The sequence below is a fragment of the Cytobacillus stercorigallinarum genome, from assembly GCF_014836495.1.
Taxonomy (GTDB): domain Bacteria; phylum Bacillota; class Bacilli; order Bacillales; family Cytobacillaceae; genus Cytobacillus; species Cytobacillus stercorigallinarum.
Genome location: NZ_JACSQT010000008.1, coordinates 45855 through 69499, shown reverse-complemented (window position 1 = coordinate 69499; position 23645 = coordinate 45855). Strand labels below are relative to the sequence as shown.

28 protein-coding genes are annotated in these 23645 nt (G+C 35.8%); 3 read left to right on the top strand and 25 right to left on the bottom strand.

Annotated elements, in window-relative coordinates; translation table 11 throughout:
• Positions 1-280: 280 nt before the first annotated feature.
• The 7 genes from H9655_RS15645 to H9655_RS15615 all read right to left on the bottom strand — a co-directional run bounded on the left by H9655_RS15645 (position 281) and on the right by H9655_RS15615 (position 6060).
• Positions 281-1147, bottom strand: coding sequence for a peptidylprolyl isomerase (locus H9655_RS15645; protein ID WP_225230678.1), 867 nt, complete (start codon positions 1145-1147; stop codon positions 281-283).
• A complete protein-coding gene (locus H9655_RS15640; RefSeq protein WP_191815705.1) occupies positions 1134-2363 on the bottom strand; it encodes a S1C family serine protease in 1230 nt (409 codons plus the stop codon). The genes H9655_RS15645 and H9655_RS15640 overlap by 14 nt, the downstream gene beginning before the upstream one ends.
• Positions 2364-2480: 117 nt before the next feature.
• A complete protein-coding gene (locus H9655_RS15635) occupies positions 2481-2774 on the bottom strand; it encodes a spore coat protein (protein ID WP_191815703.1) in 294 nt (97 codons plus the stop codon).
• A 20-nt stretch (positions 2775-2794) separates the two neighbouring features.
• Positions 2795-2998, bottom strand: coding sequence for a hypothetical protein (locus H9655_RS15630; RefSeq protein ID WP_191815701.1), 204 nt, complete (start codon positions 2996-2998; stop codon positions 2795-2797).
• Between the two features lie 366 nt (positions 2999-3364).
• Positions 3365-3949, bottom strand: coding sequence for a class I SAM-dependent methyltransferase (locus H9655_RS15625; RefSeq protein WP_191815699.1), 585 nt, complete (start codon positions 3947-3949; stop codon positions 3365-3367).
• Positions 3936-5396: a HAMP domain-containing sensor histidine kinase gene (locus H9655_RS15620; RefSeq protein WP_191815696.1), complete on the bottom strand. Its 1461-nt coding sequence runs from the start codon at positions 5394-5396 to the stop codon at positions 3936-3938. Before H9655_RS15620 ends, H9655_RS15625 begins: the two co-directional genes overlap by 14 nt.
• Positions 5377-6060: a response regulator transcription factor gene (locus tag H9655_RS15615; RefSeq protein ID WP_191815962.1), complete on the bottom strand. Its 684-nt coding sequence runs from the start codon at positions 6058-6060 to the stop codon at positions 5377-5379. Before H9655_RS15615 ends, H9655_RS15620 begins: the two co-directional genes overlap by 20 nt.
• 161 nt (positions 6061-6221) lie before the next feature.
• Here H9655_RS15615 and H9655_RS15610 point away from each other — a divergent pair, with 161 nt between their 5' ends.
• Positions 6222-7154 carry an aldo/keto reductase gene (locus tag H9655_RS15610; RefSeq protein ID WP_191815695.1) on the top strand — a complete coding sequence of 311 codons (933 nt, stop codon included), beginning with the start codon at positions 6222-6224 and terminating at the stop codon, positions 7152-7154.
• Between the two features lie 146 nt (positions 7155-7300).
• Here the strand turns inward: H9655_RS15610 and H9655_RS15605 are convergent, their stop codons facing one another.
• From H9655_RS15605 to H9655_RS15590, 4 genes are all read right to left on the bottom strand, one after another.
• Positions 7301-7687, bottom strand: coding sequence for a hypothetical protein (locus H9655_RS15605; protein WP_225230677.1), 387 nt, complete (start codon positions 7685-7687; stop codon positions 7301-7303).
• Positions 7688-7813: 126 nt separating this feature from the next.
• Positions 7814-7999, bottom strand: coding sequence for a hypothetical protein (locus tag H9655_RS15600; protein WP_191815692.1), 186 nt, complete (start codon positions 7997-7999; stop codon positions 7814-7816).
• 44 nt (positions 8000-8043) lie between these two features.
• Entirely contained in the window at positions 8044-9210 is a 1167-nt protein-coding gene (locus H9655_RS15595; protein ID WP_191815690.1) for a TraB/GumN family protein, read from the bottom strand.
• A 335-nt stretch (positions 9211-9545) separates the two neighbouring features.
• Positions 9546-10523 carry a ring-cleaving dioxygenase gene (locus tag H9655_RS15590; protein ID WP_191815688.1) on the bottom strand — a complete coding sequence of 326 codons (978 nt, stop codon included), beginning with the start codon at positions 10521-10523 and terminating at the stop codon, positions 9546-9548.
• Positions 10524-10819: 296 nt separating this feature from the next.
• On the opposite strand from H9655_RS15590, the gene H9655_RS15585 reads away from it, so the two are divergent.
• Complete coding sequence (locus tag H9655_RS15585) at positions 10820-11110, top strand: AbrB/MazE/SpoVT family DNA-binding domain-containing protein (protein ID WP_191815686.1); 291 nt, start codon at positions 10820-10822, stop codon at positions 11108-11110.
• A 49-nt stretch (positions 11111-11159) separates the two neighbouring features.
• On the opposite strand, the gene H9655_RS15580 is transcribed toward H9655_RS15585, so the two are convergent.
• The 12 genes from H9655_RS15580 to H9655_RS15525 all read right to left on the bottom strand — a co-directional run bounded on the left by H9655_RS15580 (position 11160) and on the right by H9655_RS15525 (position 21444).
• On the bottom strand, positions 11160-11615 hold the full coding sequence (locus H9655_RS15580) for an NUDIX hydrolase (RefSeq protein ID WP_191815684.1): 456 nt from the start codon (positions 11613-11615) through the stop codon (positions 11160-11162).
• A gap of 31 nt (positions 11616-11646) precedes the next feature.
• Positions 11647-12783: a Ger(x)C family spore germination protein gene (locus H9655_RS15575; RefSeq protein WP_191815682.1), complete on the bottom strand. Its 1137-nt coding sequence runs from the start codon at positions 12781-12783 to the stop codon at positions 11647-11649.
• Positions 12780-14270: a spore germination protein gene (locus H9655_RS15570; RefSeq protein ID WP_191815680.1), complete on the bottom strand. Its 1491-nt coding sequence runs from the start codon at positions 14268-14270 to the stop codon at positions 12780-12782. The genes H9655_RS15575 and H9655_RS15570 overlap by 4 nt, the downstream gene beginning before the upstream one ends.
• A complete protein-coding gene (locus H9655_RS15565) occupies positions 14248-15345 on the bottom strand; it encodes an endospore germination permease (protein ID WP_191815678.1) in 1098 nt (365 codons plus the stop codon). The genes H9655_RS15570 and H9655_RS15565 overlap by 23 nt, the downstream gene beginning before the upstream one ends.
• Positions 15346-15477: 132 nt before the next feature.
• Positions 15478-16254, bottom strand: coding sequence for an alpha/beta hydrolase (locus tag H9655_RS15560; RefSeq protein ID WP_191815676.1), 777 nt, complete (start codon positions 16252-16254; stop codon positions 15478-15480).
• Between the two features lie 17 nt (positions 16255-16271).
• Positions 16272-17279: a FecCD family ABC transporter permease gene (locus H9655_RS15555; RefSeq protein WP_191815674.1), complete on the bottom strand. Its 1008-nt coding sequence runs from the start codon at positions 17277-17279 to the stop codon at positions 16272-16274.
• Positions 17272-18252, bottom strand: a complete 981-nt coding sequence (locus tag H9655_RS15550; RefSeq protein WP_191815958.1) for a FecCD family ABC transporter permease — start codon at positions 18250-18252, stop codon at positions 17272-17274. The genes H9655_RS15555 and H9655_RS15550 overlap by 8 nt, the downstream gene beginning before the upstream one ends.
• Before the next feature lie 387 nt (positions 18253-18639).
• Complete coding sequence (locus tag H9655_RS15545; RefSeq protein ID WP_191815672.1) at positions 18640-19281, bottom strand: FusB/FusC family EF-G-binding protein; 642 nt, start codon at positions 19279-19281, stop codon at positions 18640-18642.
• Positions 19282-19381: 100 nt separating this feature from the next.
• Positions 19382-19645 (bottom strand): CD3324 family protein, encoded by a 264-nt coding sequence (locus H9655_RS15540; protein WP_191815670.1) that lies wholly within the window; start codon positions 19643-19645, stop codon positions 19382-19384.
• Positions 19646-19865: 220 nt separating this feature from the next.
• Positions 19866-20585 (bottom strand): YebC/PmpR family DNA-binding transcriptional regulator, encoded by a 720-nt coding sequence (locus H9655_RS15535; protein WP_191815668.1) that lies wholly within the window; start codon positions 20583-20585, stop codon positions 19866-19868.
• A gap of 105 nt (positions 20586-20690) precedes the next feature.
• Entirely contained in the window at positions 20691-21038 is a 348-nt protein-coding gene (locus H9655_RS15530) for a DUF3147 family protein (RefSeq protein ID WP_191815666.1), read from the bottom strand.
• A complete protein-coding gene (locus H9655_RS15525; protein ID WP_191815664.1) occupies positions 21022-21444 on the bottom strand; it encodes a MarR family winged helix-turn-helix transcriptional regulator in 423 nt (140 codons plus the stop codon). Before H9655_RS15525 ends, H9655_RS15530 begins: the two co-directional genes overlap by 17 nt.
• 142 nt (positions 21445-21586) lie before the next feature.
• On the opposite strand from H9655_RS15525, the gene H9655_RS15520 reads away from it, so the two are divergent.
• A complete protein-coding gene (locus H9655_RS15520; protein WP_191815663.1) occupies positions 21587-22093 on the top strand; it encodes a DUF6241 domain-containing protein in 507 nt (168 codons plus the stop codon).
• A gap of 7 nt (positions 22094-22100) precedes the next feature.
• Here the strand turns inward: H9655_RS15520 and H9655_RS15515 are convergent, their stop codons facing one another.
• Both H9655_RS15515 and H9655_RS15510 read right to left on the bottom strand, forming a co-directional pair.
• Positions 22101-22373, bottom strand: a complete 273-nt coding sequence (locus tag H9655_RS15515; RefSeq protein WP_191815661.1) for a hypothetical protein — start codon at positions 22371-22373, stop codon at positions 22101-22103.
• Between the two features lie 145 nt (positions 22374-22518).
• Positions 22519-23604 (bottom strand): citrate synthase/methylcitrate synthase, encoded by a 1086-nt coding sequence (locus H9655_RS15510; RefSeq protein ID WP_191815659.1) that lies wholly within the window; start codon positions 23602-23604, stop codon positions 22519-22521.
• Positions 23605-23645: the final 41 nt, after the last annotated feature.

Below are 23645 nucleotides of genomic sequence, written 5' to 3'. Positions count from 1 at the left end.
TGATTAGCTTCAGAAGTTTCACTAAAAAGCTTTGAGCAAGTATCGATTCTGACTTAGTCTCAGCAAATGCTGGTAAACTATCATCACCCTGTATCCATTGTAGATATTCTTCTGTTGTAGGATTTTGTTCTACATAAGGAAATATCCAGGCACTTGTTTGCGTTGTTTCGTTATATATTCATTAGCAATCTCTCATTTGCATGAGGATCGGCATGCATAAAGTAACTTATTGAGATTTCATGTTACATTCTTTCAATCTTTTCAATATCGATCACATCCTTTAAATATACGTTTTAATCTCATATTCTTCGTACTTCTCATTTAGCCATTCCGTATATTCAGTTGAAAGCTTAGACTCTATTAAAGTCTCTTTTATTTCTGCTTTCGCATCTTCGTAATTGGCTGCTTTCGCTTCTTTATGATCTGTTACTTTAATAATGTGATAACCATATTCTGTTTTTACTGGATCACTCACTTCTTCCACTTTCATAGCAAAAGCCACTTTTTCAAAGGCTTCTACCATTTCACCTTCACCAAAATACCCCAATTTTCCACCATTATCTTTATTCGCCTCATCGGTTGAATAAGATGCTGCTAATTCAGCGAAATCGTCACCATCATCGAGTTTCTGTTTTACTTCTTTGGCAGTATCCTCATCTTCCACTAGGATATGACTTGCTTCTATCTCTTCTGCCTGGGCCAAACTGTCTTTATTCTCTTCAAAGTATGTTTCCATCTCATCATCAGTAATTTCAATTCTTGGTGTGATCAATTTCTTTGAACCTAAATAGATTTCAATATTATGTTCTATAGAGTCATAGGATACCCCGTTTTCATCTATTACTTCTTTAAATGCCTCTTCTCCCCCATATTGCTCCATATAGGCATCCATTTCTTCAGCCACTTCTTCTTCAGTTACAGTTACCTTCTCTTTATCCATTTCCTGAAGAACAATTTGATCAGATATTAATGTATCTAGAACAGAATTGCCATATTGAGACATTAACGCTTCATTCAAATCATCTTTGCTTATGTTTTCTCCATTGACTGTCGCTGCTTTTGAATGGCTATTGTATAAAACAACAGCAATGACAACAGCTGCAACAAACATACAACCGGTGGCAATCAATAATTTATTCTGTTTCAACTTGCTTTTCCCCATTTCCTTGTAACGTTACTTCCACTGTTTTCTTTTCACCATCACGATAAAAACCTATTTCAACTTTATCGCCAATTGAAAGGTCTTTATAAAGAGATGCTCTTAAGTCATTAGCGTTTGTAATCGTTTGATCACCAATTGAAACTAAAATATCCTCAGCCTGCAATCCCGCCTTTTCTGCTGTGGAACCTTTCTCAACTTGGGTAATAATAGCACCTTCTTCTACATTTTTCGGTAACTGTTCTTGATAAAACTGCGGTACTTGATTTAAGTCCATCAAACCAACACCTAGATAAGGTCGAATGATTTTACCATCCTCCATTAACTGATCAATGATACTCTCGACATCATTACTTGGAATGGCAAAGCCTAACCCTTCTACGCCACTATTAGCTATCTTCAAACTATTAATACCAACCAAATTTCCTTTTGAGTCAATAAGTGCTCCACCACTATTTCCAGGGTTTATTGCTGCATCTGTTTGAATGACATTTAAATCCCATTCTCCGGCTGAAGTAGAGACTGCAATTGACCGATCCACTGCACTTACAATGCCTTGAGTGACTGTTCTTGATAAATCTAATCCTAGTGGATTGCCTATCGCTAACACTTGATCGCCGGCACGAAGCTTGGAAGAATCAGTAAAAGAAAGAACTTCAGCGTCTACTTTTTCATTTATTTTTAACACAGCAATATCTGTTAATGAGTCTGTTCCAACAAGTTCAGCTTGAAGCTTTTCCCCATTATGAAGGGAAACTTGAATATTTGCCGCTCCTTCAATAACGTGATTGTTTGTCACAATGTACGTTTCCTTGTCTGTTTGCTTGAAAATAACACCAGAGCCAGTACCACTTTCAACTTCTTCTCCACTTTGTGTGTTGCCTGTGGAGCGACTAAAAGGGTTCGCTTGTTGCTCTTGCATGTTGACAACACCTACTATTGCTTTAGAGGCTTTTTCTACTATATCTGCAATCGATCCATCACTCGTCGTTGAAACCGTTTCAGCATTAACTTTGGAAACATTCGTTTCTGCTTGCTCCTGTACAACCTCCGTATGCTGCTTTGTTTCATTTGGAAAATAATTAATCGCTCCTAAAGTTAGGACTGAGCCCATTACTCCACTTGCTACTGTCATTGTTACACTTTTAAACCAAGTATTTTTTCGCTTCGCTTGATTATCTTCAAAATGATTGAATTCATTCATTAAAAATCCCTTCTTTCATTTGAATTGCTTGCCTCTGTTTATAATTTAATCAGTGAATGTGTCAGGCATATGTCAAAAGAATTTTTTATGTAAAAACGAAATAAAAACCTCCGAATATTATTCGGAGGGAGATGGGTTTAAATTATTTCGCATGAAGTTTTGTACATTTTCGATTTCTTCTACTGTAGCGAGTTGCGTTTCATACCACCCCTTCTTTTCCATTAATTGATAGATTTCCTTTTGGGCTTCTGCACTTGTTTTTAAACATCCCTCATAAATATCTCTCAATTCATCATGAGTTGTTTCCATTAATGTGTGGCTAATAGCGGGAACTCTTCCTTTTGCTAATTCTAAACATAATTGCAGCATTTCTCGTTCCGTTAAACCACGACCATTGATGTTATTAGGCAATGAAACCACCTCCTATAAAATTAATGTAATCTCCTCGATCGGTTGAAATAGGTTGATAATTCAGCAATCCTTAACTGATGTTCCTCTGCTAGTTTTTCCAATGACATCCTTACTTCTTCATCCTCACAAAGAGAAGCACACCAGTTAAACGTCTTCGCTGTTATTTCCTCCGCCCGAATTTCATCTTCAATTGCCGACAATTCTTTCGTCGTTAACTGATACATTTCGCCACCTCCCATACTCCTTTTTTTTAGTATGAAACATAATTGTATGTTTATTCCATTAGGCTGTTATTTCTTTTATCCCCACTGTTCCAACTAGTGCACCAATTTATTAGCGGTTAGGAAAAAGAAAAGTTTTTTGAAGATTAAAGTCGTGTGACTTTATTGAAATTCGACGGGAGTGATGAATTGCAGATTGCTTTTCTTCTGAGTGATGGGCAAATCATTTTTTCTCAGGTTTCCTCTACTTCTCACTCCATTGACGTAAAGCTTCATTTACAACTCACAACAAAAAACCCACTACTATGAGATAAAATCACGGTTTGCGGGTTAAATGTGAATAGCTTTCTTATATAGTAGGAGTCATGTCTAAATCGTTGCTACAATAAAATCTTCACCACTTTGCAGCATCAATTGATCTTTGCGCTCGCGAAAATACATCTCTTTTAAATCTATCGTTGAAACAACAACAGCAGGCTTCGCATCATCAAAACCATTCTTCTTTAATTGATCTAACCACCCTTGATTCTCTTCAAAATTTACGGGTACAAATTTTAAATAATCGGGGATAGAGTACCCTGTTTCCTCCAGTCTTTTTTTCTTCCATAACTGTGTATCAACTTGATCCATCTCATAAATGGTCATTTGAGGGAATACTTCTTGGTGTCTTTGGGCGAAAGTATCAAGCCCTGTACCAAGTATCACATATTGATCTATCCCTTTTTCAAATTGTTCAACAACTAAGTCATCAACAAAACGAGCGCGCGCAACAATTGATGCTCTAAAAGCACTTGTGTTTGCTACATCCATATCCGGACGTTTCTGCCAATCATTGTTTGGAGAAATCAGTTTTAAACCGATATTATCATGAAATATATTTGGTTTTTCATCGACAATTAAATGTAAGCCTCGCCATAAAGACACTCTTACAGCTGTATGATCAGGCTCTTTCACTTTGGTTCATTCTTTCTAGACTGCCCTTTTGATAAGGTAATTCAATCATAAATTCAGTACCCTGCGGGGATGTCTTAACTAAAATTAAATCACCATTCATTGATTGTGCCATCAATTTACTAAACGGCAAGCCAAGACCTAATCCTCTGACACGAAGCTTCTTTTCTTGACCACGAAAGAAACGCTCGAAAATGTAAGGTACTTCTTCGTCCGGTATACCCTTTCCACTATCAGTTACTTTTATATAAATATTCTTCGGTTCCTCTTCTATTTTAACTTCAATTTTTCCTCTTCCATCCATTGCTTGAAAGGCATTATTAAGTAAATTAATGAGAATTTGTTGTAATCTTATCTGATCAATTTGCACAAATAAAGGCGTGCTCGCTTGGTGTACAATAAGTTGAAAATCCTGGCTTCCTTCATGCGTAATTTCCCATTGGTAGACTGATTCCTTAATTAATTGATTGATTTCATATTCTTGTAGTTGAACTGGCATCACATTCGTCGCATATGTGTTAAAGGCTAATAAATCCTCCACCATTTTCTTCATTTTTTCAGTTTCTAATATGGACAGTTTGATAAACTCTTTTGCCTCTTCACCCTCAACAACTCCTTCATGAACAGCCTGCAACAATCCATCAATTGACGTAACCGGCGTTTTTAATTCATGAGTCACACCTGCTAACAGCTCAGTACGTAGTGTTTCTAATCTCTCTAACCGTTTGGACATTTCTTTAAAAGAATGAACAAGCTCATATAATTCCTGTTCTTGGTATGAATCCTTTAAATCAACTTGATAATTTCCCGCTTGAATTTCCCTAGCTGCATCTGCTACTTCTTGAATAGGTTTAGACAATCTTTTCGATAAGAAGTAAATCGCTGCCCAGCCAATTAATGCTAAACCAATAATCATAATGGCTAATAATCGATATTCCTGGTTTACTTCTGCTAAATTTGCTTTCGATTCTAGCATCACTACCCAGCCTACAGTCGTATCTTGATATGTAATCGGTACTTTTACAACATAAAAAGCCTCGTTCGTTGCATCATGATTTAATTCTTGAACTGTCTTATCCTCATTCAAAAGAACTTCGGAGAATTGTAACATTCGATCTTGTGATCGATTTGTTGTTAACGTATTTCCATACGTATCAACAATTGAAATAAGGGGATCACTTTCCAAATCTATAAAACGGCCCCTATCATTTAAATACCCTGGGACATCTCCTTTGGGAATTGGCTGTCCTTCACTCATTTCCACAAATCGGTCAGCAATTTCTTCCGCCATTAACTCCATAATATTGAGTCGGTTTTCAACAGTCGTATGCCTAATCCATAAGACAGAAAAAAAAGCGATAATCGCAAGCCCAATACAAAGTGCCAGTAAATAGCGAGTCGTCCAATAACGAAGTAGAGAATCTCTAGGTTTACTTTGTTGATGAGACACTTAATTGATACCCCAATCCACGTAAAGTCTTGATTTCGCCTTCTTCAGTAGACCATGAATGCAAAGCTTTTCTAATTCGTTTAATCGCTAAGTCGACCGCTCGATCACTTCCCTCATATTCCCAACCCCAAACATGTTCAATTAATTGTGCCCTAGTAAATGTTTGATTCGGATGCTCTGCTAAAAAAATGAGCAGAGCAAGGTCTCTAGGCGTTAATTCAATGACAACATTATTTAATGTAATTTTATGAGACTTAATATCAATCATCAAACCACCGTACTTCTTGATTTTTTCTTCACTTTTACCCGTCCTTCTTAAGACCGCTTGCACTCTAGCTACCACTTCTTCCGCATTAAATGGTTTAGCAATATAATCATCTGCTCCTTCATTTAATCCATTTAAGCGATATTGGACATCTCCTAAAGCGGTTAACATAATCACAGGCGTACTCCATTGCGCTCTGATTTCTTTTAAAATTGACCATCCATCACGATCAGGCAACATCACATCCAATAGAACGAGTGACGGATGATAGTCATTTAATTTTTGGATAGCTTCTGCTCCATTAAATGCTTGGACAGTTTGAAAGTTTGCCTTTTGTAAATAAACTTTTAACACTTGGCTAATTGGTAATTCATCTTCCACTATTAAAACCGTTCTCATTTCACTCACCCTACTCTCCTCATGTATGTTTTACTATTCATTATCGTTCTGTTTCATGTCAAGTAAATGTCAACTTAAAAGAAAGAATGCAAATCGAATTTCTTTGTTATCTTAACATTATTTGGTATGATCAGATTAACTTAAAAGAAGGAGTGAAGTAAATGAAGACGAAACAAGAATTAGGTAAATCTGGACTTTTTGTTAATCCTATTGGTCTTGGAACAAATGCAGTTGGTGGGCATAATTTATACTCCAACCTTGATGAAGCACAAGGAAAAGAACTAGTTCATGAAGCCTTAAATAATGGTGTAAACCTTTTAGACACAGCCTTTATTTACGGGCCTGAACGGTCAGAGGAACTCATTGGGGAAGTTTTACAAGAAAGAGGCAAACGCGAAGAAGCAGTGATTGCGACAAAGGGCGCACATAGATTCGTTAAAGAAGATATTGTGATGGATAATAGTCCTGCTTTCTTAAAACAATCTGTAGACGATAGCTTACGTAGACTACAAACCGACTATATTGATCTTTATTACATCCATTTCCCAGATGAATCAACACCAAAAGATGAAGCAGTTGGAGCGTTGAAAGAACTGAAAGACGCGGGAAAAATAAGAGCTATTGGCGTATCTAATTTCTCTATTGAACAATTAAAAGAAGCAAATAAAGATGGTTATGTAGATGTATACCAAGGGGAATACAATTTATTGCAGAGAAACGCTGAGTCAGACCTACTTCCTTATACAAAAGAAAACAATATTTCATTCATACCCTATTTTCCGCTAGCATCTGGCTTATTAGCAGGGAAATACGATAAAAATACTACATTCAGTGACTTACGTGCGGACTCCCCACATTTTCAAAAAGAGGTTTTTGAAGAAAACTTAGCAAAAGTTGATCAATTAAGAGGTATTGCCCAAGCGAAAAATGTGGACGTCGCCCATATTGTTTTAGCCTGGTATTTAACAAAAGACAGCATCGACGCCATTATCCCGGGCGCTAAAAGAGCAGAGCAAGTGTTGAATAATTTAAAAACATTAGAAGTGCAACTATCCGGAGAAGAAATAGAGCAAATTTCTACAATCTTCAAATAATGATATAAACTAATGCTCCCCTATCAGTAGCCAGATTTTTTTAAAACCTGTCTAGCTATAGGGGAGCATATCAAATTCGAAAAACTGGATTTGTTCGTGTGAAATTCATACTTTAAACTTCGCTAAGTCCCATCTAATTTTTCTCTTCATTCATTTGCTTTAACGACAATCACCTTCGTATATTGTGTTGTTTTACAGCCAGATAAATCTTTTTCATCAATAATCTCCAAATCTAATGCAGACTGAATTTTCTTTTCATCTGGTATTTTTTGAATCAGTTGATGTTGATTAATAGATTCTAATTTGTTTATCGTTTTCTCTCTATCGTACTGCTCTTTCACTCTAATTTGACGCTGTAATTTATATTGGGAGAGGATGAGTTCACCTTTTTCGTTTCTCCCTACTGATTGATCAAAGTATTCATTGAATACTTTTTTCATCGCACCTAACTCTTCATCAATTTGTTTTTTTAATCTGCTGAGCTCCGCATAGCGTACAAGTACTTCATTGGTAATCACCCTATTCGTATTCATGCTGTCCCCTCTTTCATTCGTGGTTATTTCATTGTATTGAACAACCTCAACTGTTATGACAAAAAGAGAACATCACAGTGAAAACCCACATAAAAAAACGCCTTCTTAAGAAAAGGCGCTCTTCCATTACTTTTTATCTTTTTTATCAAGTATTAAAAGTAACCACATAATGGTGCCAGATAAAACACCTGCACCAGCTGAAATCAACGTTCGATCACGTAATACTAATTCTGCTGAATCTGATTCCAGCATATTAAACGCTATTATCGCAACTATAATTGCAACAATAATAATTGTTGGGAATTTCTTCAAACGTCATACTTCCTTTCGATGAACATAGCTAACTCTAGTATAACTTATAAATGATCAATAAATAAACGAATGACATCTGCTCCGCCTATAAAAGTTCCTAATGACCCACCTAAGTTGGAAAGGACTATAATCAGCAATATTCTTGTCACCTTATTATGCCAAAAGCCTTTTAGTGTAAACACATCTTCTGATAAGTTTTCAAAATCACGTACATTGGGCCTTTTAAAATAAGCTTGGACAAAACCAGCGAACCAACCAACAGCGAGCAATGGGTGAAGAGAAGTAAAAGGTGCAGCAACAAAAGCTGTAACGATAGCAAGCGGATGACCAAATGCAAGCGCAGCACCAATTGCAGCTAAGGTGCCCGTCCACAATGCCCAACTAATTGTCTGCTGCATTCCAGCAGTTGGATTAAGGAAGAAGGTTACAGCAATCACCGCTAAGATAAGAATAGGTATCATCCAGCCTATCACTTTTGGCGCTTTTGATTTTGGAGGTACTTCCGTTAATTTCTTAAGATCGTGCTTTTTTTCGATTTCCCGTTTGATACCTGGAACATGAGCTGCTCCTAATACAGCAACAATCTTTTCACCTGGCGCATTCTTTATTTTTTCCGCCAAATATTGATCACGTTCATCAATTAAAGGTACTTTTAATTGTGGGAATACCTCAGTAAAATCATTTAAAATGGAATCAATTGAATCTTGATTTTTCATTTTTTCTAACTCTTCTTCAGTAATCGTTTCATTGCTAAAAATACCGGCAAATACTTGTGAAAGTAACATTGCTTTTCCCTTGAAACCCAGCCCTCTCCAAATACGAGAAAACGTAATCTGGATATTTCTATCAGCTAACACAAGTTTCGCTCCGGTTTCTTTAGCCGATTCAATACCTTGAATCATCTCTTGACCTGCTTTAATTCCGAATTGTTTAGCCATACGATTTTGAAAAGAGGAGATAGCAAGGTTCATTAATAAAAGTGTTGCTTTCTTTTCTTTAATTACTTTAAAAATATCCGTATCTTTCCATTTATTTCCTTCTGTAATAGACTCATATCTACCTTTATCTAACTCAATACATACGGAGTCAGGCTGCTCTCTTTCGATCACTTCCTTTACTTGCTCCGCACTATTTTTTGATATATGTGCTGTACCAATAAGGATAAATTCTTTATCATACATATGTATTCTTGTAATATTTTCTTCTGACATGCAACGATCTTCCCCTTCATCTAACCTAGCCGTACTTTTTTATACATATAACCATACTAAACTAGAAAGTGCAAAATGAAAATTGATTTCTCTTATTTCTTTGGAAAATCCTTCTCCATATTACTCTCTTACTCCCCGCTGTTATAGAAATTGTATACTTACAACTTAGATCATACATATGAATAGTATCCCTATCATCTAAAAGGATAATCAACTAAAGAGGTGGATAATTGTTTTAAACAAAATGAATGTTAACGACGCCCCATCCTTTCTCATAAAAAAACGCGATCAAATTAGATCGCGTTTTGAATCCAAGATAAAACTCATAAGGTGCCTCATTCTTTTTTGAAATCAATGTTGCTTCGTACCGTATCGATGGGTCTGACTAGTCCTTCAATTTGTTCTCTTTTTGATTCAAAGAATGGTGGCAGTGATAACGATTCACCTAATGTCTCATATGGTTCATCTCCCATAAAACCTGGACCGTCTGTTGCAAGCTCAAATAGAATTTGCGGTGCAACTCTCGTATACAATGAGCCGAAGAAGAAACGGTCAATAAACCCTGATGATTGATAGCCAAATTGCGCCATTCTTTCAGTCCAGTGATCAATCGCTTCCCTATCTTCCACTCGAAAAGCAGCATGATGAACGGTACCGTAACCTTGTCGTGCCATCGGTAAAACGGTATTATACTCAACAATGACTTGTGCTCCATTACCACCTTCGCCAACTTCAAATAAGTACAAGTCACCTTCTTGTGCAATTTCTCTAAACTCTAATACATTCATCAGCATTTCTTTAAAATAATCAATATTAGATACACGTACAAACACTGGACCTAGGCCAGTAATCGCATACTCTAAAGGAATGGGACCTTTTTGCCACGGTGTTCCTGCTTCGACACCTTTATTATTTTCATCAGAAATAAGCTGATACTGCTGATCATCGAAGTCAACAAACGGCAAAACTCTTTTGCCAAATTGTTCTTGAATACCGCTATGGACAACATTTAACCGATCAAACCTTTTTACCCAATAATCCAATGCCGCATCACTAGGTACGCGAAAAGATGTTTGATAAATTTCATTTGTACCATGAAGACCTTTTGGTATATTAGGGAAATCGAAGAAAGTCATATCTGTTCCAGGACTTCCCTTATCATCTGCGAAAAATAAATGATAGGTTTGAATATCATCTTGATTGACAGTCTTTTTGACTAATCTCATACCTAAAGTATAGGTGAAAAATTGATAATTCTTTTCTGCACTACTAGTAATCGCAGTTACATGATGAACGCCTTTTATACCAAACATAGAATCATTCCCTTCTCGAATTAATATTTCCATAATAAAATAGAAGTATTTATATATCTCGAATTAAAATATCTTTAACTTGAGATAAATTTATCACGTATTCGATTTTCTGTCAACTTATTCAGATTATTGCTCTAAACCCATTTTACAGAAAAAAACTTTTATGACAAAAACGATAAAAACAGTAATATAAATGTAACCAGTTTAATAAAGGATTTTCGCTAAAATTGTATAATATTTAACTATCTAAAAAAAAATGAAGTGGAATCCACAACCATTAATAGGAGGTCGTCATTTTGAAAAGCACAGGCATTGTTCGTAAAGTTGATGAATTAGGGAGAATAGTCATTCCAAAGGAACTAAGAAATACTTTAGAAATTTATGAGAAGGATCCACTTGAAATATTCGTTGAAAACGATCGAATTATATTACAAAAGTATAATGCCAGTAAAGCTTGTCAAATTACTGGTGAAATCGAAAATGATAACTTAATCCTTGCTGACGGAAAAATTGTACTTAGTAGAAAGGCAGCTGAGTCACTAATAACAGAAATTAGAAACAAACAATCACTGTTGCATTTTAAATAAGAGATTAAAAAACAAGGCTCTTCATGTACATAATAAGAGCCTTGTTTTTTTATGTCTGCTTTAATAATTGTTTAACTGGTTCTATATACTTTTGATAATTCTCGATTAATTCACTCGGCAGCTGTTCAATAGGAAAGAATTGTGCAGACAAGGTTTCCTCACTATTTGTCGTTATTTTCCCACTATAATCATTTGTCATATAAACCGCAGTGATGGCATAAAACTGATCGCCGTTTTTTGTACGTACAAAGAATTCCTTGCCTGAAAACAACTGAACAAACGAAAGGTTCTCGACAACAAGCCCTGTTTCCTCTCTTACTTCCCTTTTCGCTGTTTCTTCCATACTCTCACCTAAGTCCATTATTCCTCCCGGTAATCCCCAACGAGACTCCGGCCTTTGTTGTAGCAAAATCTCATTTTGCTTATTGATGATAATAACAACTGCCCCTGGTAATAGTAATGGCTCCTTACCTACATACTTTCTTATCTTTTTATAATATTCCATATCAAGTTTCATCCTCTCCCCTAGCCTCAATCTAATTAGAGAATTGATAATCGTACTCTCCTGTTTTTGTAATCGTAATATCTATATTTATATTCGCAAGAGAATCTTCTGTTAGTGTAAATCTTCCTTTATAATCATTCTTCCAACGGTCATAATCTTTTCTATAAACAAGTTCCTCAAGATTATATAAATCCGCCTTTATTTTTAAAGCATTCTCATAGGACTCTCTAATTTCCTTCTCCATTTTTTCCGTAATTTTTTCCTTCAAAATAGGTAACGAAATTTCTTTATGAACTTCAATAATCCCACCATTTGCACTAACATCGACATCAAATTTATCTTTGTCTAATTTATTTATTTTCAAATGTGGGTCTAATTTGGTAATAATGATGTTTACTTCATCATTATCTTCCGTTTTGATTCTTAATGGAGACCTTTTTGTAGTCTTTGTCACCCAACGTAAGCCTCTAAAGTCACTTATAGGTAGGTTCCCTAAATATTTTTTTCCTTTTAATAGGAACACTCCAGCGTTTTTAGCTGAATCATTTGTTGCTCCCTTAGTTGTCCAAACATCCTCTTTTACTGATATCATCGGTAGTTTTGTGGTGGTAGCTTTTTCAGTAAAGTCTGAATAGAACCGGTGCATTCTGATAGGTGAAATGATAGAGTGTACATGATAGACTTCCTCTGGATTAAAAAGTGTTGTTTGAACCGCGGAGCTAAAAAGACTTGTTACAAGTAAAATATCCTCAATTGAATCTTTCGTGCCATACATCCAGTTCGTTTCTCTTATCTGTTGAAAACGAGCCAAACTATCACTTATTTGATCAATCCCATGTTGCAGTAATCGTTCATGAAAAATAATAATTCCTATATGTGCCCAGTATATGATTTGATTGGATTTATCGTAGATCTCATTCATAGCAGCTTCCATTGATTTTCCTTGCCCTTTAGCCACCCATACCTTCGATGGCACTGTTGCTGCTTGTTCCGACTTTGCTACACCTGCAAAAGACACGACCTGCGCGTACAATATATATTCCTCTTTTTCCTTATTATAATCAATGCCAATAGCAGTAATATATTGCATTTCTACAATATCCTTTGCATCCCAACAACCACTTAATAAAAGAGCACATACGATAATAGGTATGAGGATTTTTTTCATTTTATCCTACCCTTCGTATCATCCTTAGGTCGCATAGTACTTGACCTTTTTTTTCGTAAAAGATAAGGTTTTTCTAAAATACTTGCAAATGTATCTTTAAATGACAAAGGAGAAAGTGGCGCTAAATAAGGCAAACCAAACAGCTCTAGCCTAGATAAATACAATATCACTGAAAAAATACTGATAAAAAAGCCAAATAATCCGAGCATTGATGAAAAAAGCAGGATATAGAATCGCACTAGGCTTATGGAGGCACCAAGTGACTGGTTAACGAGGGTATACGCAGCAACAGATGTGACACCAGCAATAACAAGCATGGTAGGAGCTGTTAAACCACCCCTTATTGCTGCATCACCAATAATTAGCCCCCCTACGACCGTTAATGTTTGTCCGATTGCCCTTGGAAGGGTATTACCTGCTTCCTTAAATAACTCAAATAAAGCTAAGACTAAAAATGCCTCTAACGGTGGTGATAATGGTAGCCCCATTCGCGAAACCGTAATAGTCGCCAAAAATGGGAAAGGCAATTGATCCATATGAAAGGAAATCATAGCAACATAAAATCCTGGCAAAATACTTGATATGACAAGACCAGTTAGCCTGAAAAACATTTGCATATTCGTATAATAATATTCTGTGAAGCGATCTTCCGGTGTTTTTAATTCTGAAAATAATGTAGATGGACCAACCATTACAGTAGGACAACCATCAACAATAATGACAAATCTACCTAAATCTAAATTAGCAACTACGTTATCAGGGCGTCCGGTATAATTAAACAAAGGAAAAAGAGTATAGTACTTACCTGACAATACTTCTTCTAAATCTGTCGTACTAATGATCACATCTGTTTCAATTTTTGCTAACTGTCTTTTTATATCAATGACATATTGATCCTTTATTATATCTTTCACATATAATAAACTTATTTTTGTCTTCCCTCGAACCCCTAACTCAATAACTTCATTTACTAACGTTGAGGTTTTATACCGTTTTCTTATTAAGGCAAGGTTAATACTCAGGTCTTCCACAAATCCATCTCTTGGTCCGCGAAAAGATAATTCCGAATTGGACTCTTCTGGTGAACGGTTAGGAATTTGAGGGAGATCAAATTTAAAAATTTCGTCTAATTCTTCCACTAGAACAAAAACCATCCCAGAAAAAATATCTTCTGCTATTGATTCTTTATCTTCTTCCTCAACATTCACTTGATACATAAGTAATTGCTCATTTTCTTCCCTCCTTTCAACTAGGCGCCGGTCTGCTATAAAACTTTCTTCTAACCTACCTAAAGCCTCACTCAATTTACCTTTATCGATCATTACTTCAGAAAAGAGAACAACAACTTTCCCTGGTTGTGGATAATGCTGAAACGAATAATTAACAAATTGCACGTCCCCATTGATTGCGAATTGCTCCCTTAAGTACTGCTCATCCAATTTATCAGTTTTCGGCTGTCTTTTTTTATTGTTTAATCGCGTTTTCATTTTTTGCCACTCTTCCTTTAATTAATAGGATTAGATGAATACAGAGCATCACAAGTAGAATCCCTATTACAGTAATAGAAAAAAAGTAATGATCAATCATGAGTCTATAAGTCGGTCCATCAATGGGTAAAGATAGACCGACGATTAAAAAAAGACATACACTAATTAATAAAGTCATTTTCCTTTTCTGCGTCTTAAAATGAAATAAATCCCCAATAATAAAGATAGACAAGCTAATACGAATAAACGCACCAGAAAGCCATTGATAAATAGAAAAAAAATCCAACTTATTTAAAAATTTGCCTAAAGTAATCAAGCGCCATTGTGCATAAGCAGGATTCGTTAATTCTGATGCTTGTTCCGGGCCAAATTCGGTAATTGCACCAATTAAAGGGCCAAAATTAACAAAGACGAAGAACAAACATACCGGAATGAAAAATTTTAAAGATATATTATCTCGAATATGATGCTGTAATAAAACTAAGAGAAAAACCTCCAAAAGTCCTCCTGATAAAATAACAACACCAAAAAGAATAGGTGCCCATCCCTCTTCAAAAACGGGAAAGAGTAACGAATAATCCTTAAACTTAAAGTTCGCAATCATTATAAAAAAGCCAAGGAAACAAACGATTGGAAATAAAACCCCACTAGCAATCGTAATAGCTTTTATACCTGAGAGTGCAGCTAATAAACAAAGAATGATTAAAATAGTAAATAACACATACTTAGGTGTTTGTATCATATAATTGGTATTCACCCACGAAAAAGTCGTATATAAAGTGACAAATACATTGATTATTAAAAGAAAAAAAATCAATGATCGAATGGCATGATATACAAATGGAGGACTGTTAGATTTAAGCCAATTGATCAAATTTTGTTGCCCTGTTTTTTTTATAATGATGTAAATGAGAGGAATCCATATGATATAGAGACTTCCTGCTATAATTAAACTAATCCAAGCGCTTCGCCCGGCCACGGTTAATACAGAGGGTAATACAATCACATGAGTCATCAAACCAATGGCAAGGCCTAATACAGGAAACGAGTTTAAAGCCGTAATACTTTTGACCACTATCTCTTACCTCCCTTTTTTCTTAATATGAGGGAAGAAGTTGGTTTTTATTCCAAAATATAATTAGAGGTTACGAACCTTGGAAATAGAAAAACGACTTTGTGACATCACAAAGTCGTTTTTCTAAAATGATTATTGTAAAAATCGCAAACCATTACTCAATACAGTTGGTATAATAGAAGCATGATTTTCTCCTTCTATTTCCTTATAGATAACTGATAGTTGTTTCATTTCCTTGATTTTTTCATAATACTTTCTAACAGCACCCAATAAATGTTCCTTTTCATCCCCACCTGCGGCAAGAAAAAGACGGGTATCACTATTCTTTTGCCTTTGTTCAAACCGTTCCGTAAAAGCAGGCACTTCTTGCATTAAAGCTTCACCATTCCACCAAATTGACGGACTACAAGCGAAATACGCTTGATAAGAAGATGGATTGTTCATCATCGTCATTAATGTGAATAACCCACCTAAAGAATGTCCAAATAACGTTTGATTATCACGATTAACCGGAAACTCCTTATAAATGGCTGGTTTTAACTCATTTTCTATAAAAACATTAAACTGTTCGGCTCCACCAGTATCTGGCCATGCACTACCATCTGGCCGTAGGGGTAAATGGTCACTTACTGCAGGCGGGGTAAAATCAAATACTCTCCTTGAATGAAAATCTTTTGCTCCATACCCTATACCTACAATGATTACTTCAGATACACCTGTTTTAGCAGACCGTTTCGCCTGCAACCGAATAACTTCCTTTATCAATTGAAAATAGGCATCACCATCAAGTACATAAAGAACACCAAAGCCTGCAGATGGGGGTGGGCTCTCTGGCATATGAATTGATATGACATAGTCTTGCTTTGTTTTCGATTGTAATGTCCATTGTTGTATTTCTGTATGTAACACTTTCCCATCCCCCATTATTATTGTTTTTGTTTGACTAATAAATATAAGAAATATGGTACACCGATCATTGAAATGACAATCCCTACCGGTAGCTCGACTGGTGTGAACACATTTTTGGCAACAAAATCAGCAATGACCACAAGGAACATACCAATTAAGCCTGAAATCGGTAAAATAAATTGATGCTTCATTCCTACCAATTGTCGTGCAATATGTGGTGCCATTAAACCAATAAAACTAATATTTCCCGAAACAGATACACAAGCACTAATTAACCCAATGCTTAAAATAATAAGTTTAATCTTTTCACGCTCAACAGGTACTCCTACACCTTTCGAACTTATGTCAGATAGTCGAAAAAGATCTAATAAATAACTTTTCCTTAAAATTAATGGAATAAGAATGACTAGCCAAGGAATCATTGAAATAATATAGATCCAATTCGCATTATAAATACTCCCAGATACCCAGACAGCGGCCATCTCATAATCAGATGAATTCATTTTTAATGATATATACATAGAAAGGGCACCAAAACCAGAACTAATGGCAATACCAGTTAAAATTAATCGACCTGTATCAAATGTCCCCTTTTGCCAAGAAAAGAAAAAGATAATAAACGCTGCGAGAATTCCACCAATCAATCCAAAAATCGGCATAATCATGATAGATAGCCAACCAGTTAAATCCATTTGGCCTTGGAAAAACAACATAAAGATAACAATCGCAGCCCCTGCTCCAGCATTGATCCCCAGTATACCGGAATCAGCCAATCCATTTCTTGTTACACCTTGAATGACCGTACCTGCTATACCTAAGCCAAATCCAACAAGTGCCCCAATGACAATTCGAGGCAAGCGAAAATCAAAAATAACTAAATCAAGCTGATCAGACGGATCAATCCGGAATAAAGTATTGATGACATCAGTAAAATTTACATTTATAACCCCATAAACTAAACTTACATAAGCACTCACTAAAATAAGAATAGATAAAACAATCGCAATAAGAACGGTTTTACGCATGCTTTCCGCCCCCTCTCTTATAAATTAGGTAGAGGAAGAATGGCACACCTATGAGTGCTGTCACAACGCCAATGGGTGTTTCGAACGGATGATTGACAAACCGGCTAATGATATCACATACTGCCAAAAATATCGCACCAATTACTGCAGAAGAGGGGATGAGCCACCTATAATCCACACCGACTAAAAATCTCGCCATATGAGGAATAATTAACCCTACAAAACCAACCTTACCAACGAGGGCCACTGCTGTCCCAGTCAGACAAATGACAGCCAATAAAGCAAGTGCTTTCACCCATTTCGTCTTTTGCCCCAAAGTAACGGCAATTTCTTCTCCTAGAGAAAGAATGGTAATATGGCCAGAAGTAATGAGAGCGATAATCAAGCCAATGACACCAAATGGAATGGCCAATAAAAATGTATCTAAATCTACTTGATGAAGTTTGGCGTTATACCAAAAACTAACATCTTGTGAAATTTGAAAATACGATGCTAAAGCAGCAGAAGTACTTGATAAGAAAGTTCCTATGACCGTCCCAATAATCGCTAATCGGACCGGTGTTAAACCTTTTGGAATTAAGGAGCCGAATCCATAGACAATCCCTGCACCTAAGGCAGAGCCGACCATTGAAAACAGTATCATTTCAATTGAAGCCATATTCGGCAAAACAATCATGCAAATAGTAATAACAAATGCGGATCCATCTGTTACACCCATAATAGATGGAGAAGCTAAATAATTTCTTGTCATCCCTTGCATAATCGCACCTGATACAGCTAAAAATGCACCAACTAACATGGCCGTTAATACTCTTGGCAACCTTGAGGTAATAATAATCGCATGATCCGTATTCCCTTCATCGTATGCAGTAAAAGCTTCCCAAATCGTTGATAAAGATATCCCTTTAGTTCCATAAATAACAGATAGAATAGTTGTTATTATAATAAGTAAAGGTGAGATCAATATAATCATTTTTGCTAATCTTGTTTTATTCTTCACAATCCCCACAACTCTTTTTATTTATTTTTCTATTAAAATGGATAGAAATAGTTAAGATATTACCGTCTTTGTTTTTATGTAAAAAAGCCACCTAAAACCCTAGCGAAAATGATAATCGTTATCATTTACTATAATAAAACATTTCCTAATTGACAAGATAAAAAGAGAAAAAATTGAATCTTCTTATACTTCTAAGTAAAAAAACACATACTGTTAGCTTGTACAAGCCTTCCGCATGTGTGCTTATTACTAGACAAATGATCACATTTAACATCTCCACAAAAAAAAACGGCAACTTCTTGGCTGAAGTGCCGTTAAAAAATCAAATCAATATCCACTTAAGTATTTCGCTAAGATTCTCTAATTTCCTTTTATATGTCGAATAAATTTAGACAAATGCAGCAAAGTTTCTACATGATGATTACAATCTTTCATATCTTTACACACTGTGTTGCCTCTTTTGGTAAATGTACCAACGACTTCACCTTTTGTCTCAACCATGAACATGCCTGTATCTGTAAATCGATGACAAATATGACAAAGCGCTTTTTGTTGAGAAGGTTGGAAAGTTCCCCTTAAACCAATATAGCGTTGCTCGAATGGGGCCACAATCATCCGGTACTGACTACCCTTTTCATCCCAAGATAGATAAGTCATTGTTTGATAATCTTCTGCATCAATTAATGGGAACTTCAACTTTTTCACCTTTGGAAATAACTTCTTTAATTTCGATTCTGACAAAGCTGGGAAGGGGATTACATAGCGCTTTAATTCATAAAAGAATTTATCTGCAGCCAACCGATCGTCAACAGATTGCATTTGTTCAAGTAAGGAAGCCTGCTCCTCAGTCATATCAGACAATGATTGCTGAACTTCTTCCCATGCCAATGTTTTTACTGTTTTTAATATTGCTGGATCATTGACAGAGGCCTTGGCGTTTATTATTTTATTCACTTGTTTTTTCACAACATTATACTGTTCGTTTGTCATAAAGGCTATCATTATTTTCACTCCTGCCTTAATTTCTTCCTTTATAATTTAACCTATATGTACACATAAAAAAATGCCGATTTTAAATAAAATTAAACTCGGCATCCATCACTCATTTTGTATAAATAATTTTCCTGATTGTCTCGTGAGCTAAAAAATATTCTTCACTGAGCTCATCTATTGTTTTTCCCATACTATAGGAAGCTCTAATCTCTTCATTTCTTTGACTAAGTTTGTGTCTCGCTCCTGATTTCATTCCCCAACCAGCCTTTTTATGAAGAGGTTTAGGGATATAAATCGATTCACCTTGAATATATTTCTGTATCTCTTTTAATAATTCAGGTGGCAACACATTCTTTGCTTTTTGATATCTCATCTTCCGCTCGCTCCTTATTGATTCTATAAAATAAGGACGCAAAGCCTAGTGAAGATACATGGCGATTGCTTTTATTCTACCTCACACAAAGTATCGCCTTCTCTATAGGCTTTGCGTGAGCTGATTCATTATTTAGCAAAAAGGTGATTTGCATATTGTGACCACCTCCTTAAATAGAATAAAATGGATGCGAATTTAAAAAACGCATCCATCATTTATATTATTCACTCATGTCTACATTATGGTAAACACGTTGTACGTCATCTAAATCTTCTAGGGCATCAATTAATTTGTCAAATTGTGCAAGTTGTTCTCCCTCTAAGTTCACTTCTGTTTGTGGTAACATTGTTTGTTCTGCAACCGTAAACTCTTCAATGCCAGCACCTTTTAACGCCTCTTGCACAGCATGGAATTGGTCAGGTTCTGCATAAACAATCACAGATTCTTCTTCTTCAAGAAGATCACGCACATCAATATCCGCTTCCATTAATATTTCTAATACTTCATCCGCTGTTTTCCCTTCTAATCCAAAGACAGCTGTTGCATCAAACATATAAGAAACCGAGCCACTTACGCCCATATTTCCACCGTTCTTACCAAATGCAGCGCGTACATTTGATGCTGTGCGATTGACATTATTGGTAAGGGCATCAACAATAATCATACTACCTCCAGGACCAAATCCTTCATAGCGAAGTTCATCATACTTTTCTTCCCCGCCGCCCTTCGCTTTATCAATCGCGCGGTCAATAATATTTCTCGGCACATTATATGTTTTTGCACGTTCCAATACTTGTTTTAATGCCTGATTCGATTCTGGATCAGGTTCCCCTTGTCTTGCAACAACATAGATTTCAAGGGCAAATTTCGTATAAATACGGCTATTATTGGCGTCCTTTGCCGCTTTCTTATCTTTAATATTATTCCATTTACGGCCCATATGTCCCACTCTCTTTCAACTTTTATCTAATCGTCATTCTTTTAGATGCACTAAATATCCATTGATTATTATAACGCAAACCGCTAAGAGAAAAAAGCTCGATGATTAATTAATGTTTTTCCATAGGTTAAGTAAGACAAATTGCACTCCGAGAAAAACAGCCCAACCAAACACACCAAAAAGAATAGAAACAGAAAAAGAAAAAGCAGACTTTAGCGAAAAAAAGATAATAGCCAAAAGCACAATCGTACTTGGTAACCCTAAAAGAACACCAAGTGTAAATTCACTCATCACTTCTGTATCATTCTTTTCTATCCAGAGCCACATTAGGCTTAATAAACTAACAAGCGGCAATGCAGCAATGATACCGCCATATGTTGGGAAACGTTTAGCCATTTCTGTGACAACGCCAATGATGATTGCTGAAAATAGTATTTTAACTATTAGTTGCATTTTTCGCTCGCTCACTTAATAAGTGTAAGGCTTTATCAATCAATTGTTGCTCTTCGGTCGTCAAACTAGCTAAAATATGCTCTAATTTTCCCTCGTCAAGATTTGCATTTCTTTTTAGCACTTGTCTCCCCTGTTCAGTTAACCTTAATATAACCATTCTCTCATCTACTGTTGACCTTTCTTTATGTATCCATGACTTGTTAATTAACCTCTTCACATGCTCAGAGGCAGTATTGTGTGAGACGTCAAGATTTCTCGCTACTTCTTTTATTCCAATATGTTCACATTTATCTAAAAGCTGCAAAATCCTTACACCTTGATGGGATATCTTATCCTCATTTTGATTTTGATAACGCAAGTAAAAATAGATGTCTGTCCAGTATTTATTTATTTCAGTTGCTTTCAAATCATCAACCTCATTCTTTTTTATCTTATAATAAGATTATATCGTATAATACGATAAATATACAAATGATTTTAAATTATGGTAAAATATTCGCAATAATCTGTATTAAAATGATACTCTAAGAAAGGTGATTCAAATTCATATGAAAAAATGGCTCATAATTATAATAAGTGGCTTTGTGATTATTAGTGGAGGATGGTTTACAGCAAGTTATTTAAGTGATGATTCTCTTTCTGCATTTAATCATCGGGATGATACTTCAAATAAAGCATCAAAAGAAGCTAGTTTAGATGTGGATACGGCTGCCTATACGGAAAATACTGGATTAAGTCCAGAATCGACTCAAAGTAAAGTAATTGATGTGATGCATAAAATGACGCACCAAAAAGTCAAGGCAAGTGAAAAATGGGGTTCCGTGCGAATGACAGAACAAGCAATTGAAGAAGTGCGAAAGACGATCGAAAACAATCAATTTGAACATGAAGAAGAGCTTTTAGCTATATTAGATAAATGGAGCAAAGGGGATTTCTCTAATGTAGATAATGATCACAATTATTTCTGGTCATTGCAAAATGGCACAATTGGTAAGGCAACTGGAATCTTATCCCCAAAAGAAGAAGCAGCTTTTATCGAGAAGTATTTTGAATAAATCGAAACTACTTACTTTTCCCCTTTTTTCTATAAAATATATTAAGTACAACCATTCCTAAAAAGCAGAGAACGGCATAATATGGATAGCCTGAAACTTTATAGGCATACAACGCTTGATCCACCACAGTAGGTGTTCCATCTGGTGCAGGTGGAAAAATAAGATGATTCATATACAACTCATCGCCAATAAGATAACCACCTACAATGTTTGTAGCAACTAAATAAAAACACATCAACAAAAACAAGACAAACATACTAAAAGAGTAAATATACTTCATAACCGCCCTCCCACATACGCTTCATATATTTTATTTCAAATCATAAATATATAGGTAATAACATCTATTTTAGTGTAAAATTACATTATAAACAAAATAATTGCCCATTTGTTTGGGCAACCATTTTGTCATTTACATACAGAGATTATTTTTCCGATCCGACATACGTCGATTGTGGTCTGAAAATGACATTATCTTCAGCTTGTTCAAGAATATGTGCAGTCCAGCCTACCATTCTAGCAGCAGTGAAGGTGGGCGTAAAAAGAGTAGGTTCCATTGAGAGCGCTCTCATAATTGCCGTTGCGTAAAATTCAACATTGGTATATAGCTTACTATCAGGTTTTAACTCCGCAAGTATTGTAACCACTTCCTTTTCGACTTCAATCGCAAAATGAAGCCAAGAATCCTCTACTTGCATCGCTAGTAACTTTTCTTTTAATGCCTCGGCTCTCGGATCAACCGTTTTATATACGCGATGGCCAAACCCCATTAATTTTTCACCACTTCGTATTTTATGTTTAATCGTTTTCTCTCTATCGTTACTAACCTTCAATTCTTCTAATAATGCGATAACCCCTGTAGGTGCACCACCATGTAATGGACCTTTCATTGTACCAATTGCTGTGACAATACTAGAAACGATATCTGATTCAGTCGAAGCGGTCACACGAGCGGCAAATGTTGATGCGTTCATACCATGTTCCATCGTTAAAATCATATACGTCTCTAATGCTTGAACATGAGCCATTAACGGTTTTTTTCCAGTAAGCATGTATAAATAGTTTTCAACATGTGACAATTGCAGCTCTGGATGGACCACTTCTTTGTTGTCTAATAGTCTCGTACGGTAAGCAATAATCGTAGGAACCACCGCTGTTAGCTTGATTGCTTGTTCCACAGTAGGGGGAAAGCTGTAAGCTTGATCACCTTCTAATGAAATAAGTGTTCGGATAACATCCATTAAACTCATATCTCTAGGTAATGCCTGCAGCACTTCCCATTGCAAAGGGCTTATAGCTCTATGATCTTTTATCTTTTGAATGAACTCCTCCACTTCCCTACCCTTCGACAATTCACCATACCATAGTAGGTAGGCTACTTCTTCAAATGTTAATGTTTTTGTCAATTTTCTAACATCATACCCTCGATAAGTTAATCTGCCTTTTTCTCCATCTACAAGAGCCACTTTTGTTTCAACCGCAACGATTCCCTTTAAGCCTTTACTGATCATGTTCATTCTCCTCTCTTCTTTTTTTTAGTATACGCGTGCTA

Excerpts from the sequence above, each read along its gene's own strand:
- H9655_RS15530 (WP_191815666.1), bottom strand. The coding sequence starts at position 21,038 with ATGCAACTAATAGTTAAAATACTATTTTCAGCAATCATCATTGGCGTT.
- H9655_RS15630 (WP_191815701.1), bottom strand. The coding sequence starts at position 2,998 with ATGTATCAGTTAACGACGAAAGAATTGTCGGCAATTGAAGATGAAATT.
- H9655_RS15545 (WP_191815672.1), bottom strand. The coding sequence starts at position 19,281 with ATGATAGCCTTTATGACAAACGAACAGTATAATGTTGTGAAAAAACAA.
- H9655_RS15640 (WP_191815705.1), bottom strand. The coding sequence starts at position 2,363 with ATGAATGAATTCAATCATTTTGAAGATAATCAAGCGAAGCGAAAAAAT.
- H9655_RS15520 (WP_191815663.1), top strand. The coding sequence starts at position 21,587 with ATGAAAAAATGGCTCATAATTATAATAAGTGGCTTTGTGATTATTAGT.
- H9655_RS15575 (WP_191815682.1), bottom strand. The coding sequence starts at position 12,783 with ATGAAAAAAATCCTCATACCTATTATCGTATGTGCTCTTTTATTAAGT.
- H9655_RS15535 (WP_191815668.1), bottom strand. The coding sequence starts at position 20,585 with ATGGGCCGTAAATGGAATAATATTAAAGATAAGAAAGCGGCAAAGGAC.
- H9655_RS15540 (WP_191815670.1), bottom strand. The coding sequence starts at position 19,645 with ATGAGATATCAAAAAGCAAAGAATGTGTTGCCACCTGAATTATTAAAA.
- H9655_RS15605 (WP_225230677.1), bottom strand. The coding sequence starts at position 7,687 with ATGAATACGAATAGGGTGATTACCAATGAAGTACTTGTACGCTATGCG.
- H9655_RS15610 (WP_191815695.1), top strand. The coding sequence starts at position 6,222 with ATGAAGACGAAACAAGAATTAGGTAAATCTGGACTTTTTGTTAATCCT.
- H9655_RS15580 (WP_191815684.1), bottom strand. The coding sequence starts at position 11,615 with ATGGAATATTATAAAAAGATAAGAAAGTATGTAGGTAAGGAGCCATTA.
- H9655_RS15615 (WP_191815962.1), bottom strand. The coding sequence starts at position 6,060 with ATGAGAACGGTTTTAATAGTGGAAGATGAATTACCAATTAGCCAAGTG.
- H9655_RS15590 (WP_191815688.1), bottom strand. The coding sequence starts at position 10,523 with ATGTTTGGTATAAAAGGCGTTCATCATGTAACTGCGATTACTAGTAGT.
- H9655_RS15570 (WP_191815680.1), bottom strand. The coding sequence starts at position 14,270 with ATGAAAACGCGATTAAACAATAAAAAAAGACAGCCGAAAACTGATAAA.
- H9655_RS15510 (WP_191815659.1), bottom strand. The coding sequence starts at position 23,604 with ATGATCAGTAAAGGCTTAAAGGGAATCGTTGCGGTTGAAACAAAAGTG.
- H9655_RS15515 (WP_191815661.1), bottom strand. The coding sequence starts at position 22,373 with ATGAAGTATATTTACTCTTTTAGTATGTTTGTCTTGTTTTTGTTGATG.
- H9655_RS15595 (WP_191815690.1), bottom strand. The coding sequence starts at position 9,210 with ATGTCAGAAGAAAATATTACAAGAATACATATGTATGATAAAGAATTT.
- H9655_RS15555 (WP_191815674.1), bottom strand. The coding sequence starts at position 17,279 with ATGCGTAAAACCGTTCTTATTGCGATTGTTTTATCTATTCTTATTTTA.
- H9655_RS15550 (WP_191815958.1), bottom strand. The coding sequence starts at position 18,252 with ATGATTATATTGATCTCACCTTTACTTATTATAATAACAACTATTCTA.